Source organism: Mesorhizobium sp. GbtcB19, from assembly GCF_019091085.1.
GTDB lineage: Bacteria > Pseudomonadota > Alphaproteobacteria > Rhizobiales > Rhizobiaceae > Mesorhizobium.
The window spans coordinates 1-1,382 of sequence record NZ_JAGXJY010000060.1; the positions used below are offsets into that span (position 1 = coordinate 1).

The 1,382-nt window shown below is 68.5% G+C and carries 1 protein-coding gene; it reads right to left on the bottom strand.

Translation table 11 applies throughout. The annotated features are described in order from the left end of the window. Positions 1 to 122: 122 nt before the first annotated feature. Positions 123 to 1,382 (bottom strand): condensation domain-containing protein (locus tag KVT37_RS31545; protein ID WP_254634390.1); only part of this gene is annotated, 1,260 nt, incomplete at its 5' end.

Below are 1,382 nucleotides of genomic sequence, written 5' to 3' on the forward strand. Positions count from 1 at the left end.
GCCACCGGATGGTCCGCCCGCCCCCCGCTCGCCAGCCACCCGGCGCGGCTCAGGCTGGGCGTCGGCGCGGCGTTGTGCCGATAGTCCAGCAGCGCGCTGAACAGAGGGGCACCCGCCGCCACTCAGCTGCAGCGCTGCGACAGCGCCAGCGGCGCATGCTCATGCTGTAAGAGCTCAGCCAGCCGCAAATGCGCCTCGCGCACGCCTGCCGCGACGCCCCGCCCATCGAGGTCCAGACGCAGCGGCAGCGTGTTGTTGAACAGCCCCATCGCCCGGTCCGCGCCCGCGCTGGCCTGCATGCGGCCCAACAGCACCGTGCCGCACACCACCTTCTCGCGCCCGGAGGTGCGCGCCACCACCTGTCCCCATGCCACATGGCAAAGGCTGGCAAGGCTCACACCCAGGCGGCGGGCCTGGCTCCGCAGACGGTCGTTGAGGGCCTGCGGCAGCAACCGGTATATTTCGGCCACTCCCCTGCCATCGCCGCGCACCTCCGCCAGGCCGAATGGCAGCACGGGTTCATCGATATCGCCAAGCCGGTCGCGGAAGTAGCGCTCATGCTCGGCCGCCGAGACTCCCAGACGCGCCTGCGCCACAACGTTGCGGAACGGCTCCGCCGCCGGCAACTCTGCCTCTCGGCCTGCCAGGATCGCCTCGATCTCCTCGTTCAGGATATCCAGGGTCGAGTGGTCTCCGACCAGATGATGATAAAGCTCCACCAGCAGCCAGCGATCAGCCTCGGTATCCCGCGCCACCACGAAGCGCAGCAAGGGCGCCTTGGCCAGGTCGATGCGATGATGGTGCGGGTCATAACGATGCCGCAACTGGTCCACGCCTGGACCGGCGGCGGCATCGAGCTCGACCTCGGTGATGCTCAGCGGCGCATGGCGCCACACCACCTGCACCGGCGACGACAGCCCTTCCCAGACGAAGGCCGTGCGCAGGATATCGTGGCGATCGACAACGCGCTGCACCGCCGACAGATATCGGTCCAGCCGAGCCCGATCGGCGAAGGCCACCTGCGCGCGGATCAGATAGGGATCGCCCTTCTGCTCCAGAAGGTGATGAAACAGGATGCCGTCCTGCAACGGCGACAACGCGTAGATATCCTGGACATTGCCGACCCCGCCCGGCACCGCTTCGACCACCCGGTCGATCTCCGCTTGGCTCAGCTCCGCCAGCGGCACCATCGCCGGCGTGATCCTCCGGCTCTGCGGCGTGATGCCATTGGCAGGAACCGTAACCTCACGGCTCCAGCCCAGCTTCGCCGCGAAATCCGCCAGCCGGGGACGCTCGAACAGGTCCCGGATCGCCGCTCCAAGACCTTGCTGGCGCAAACGCTCCAGCAGCCTGACCGCCAGCAGCGAATGGCCGCCGAGCTC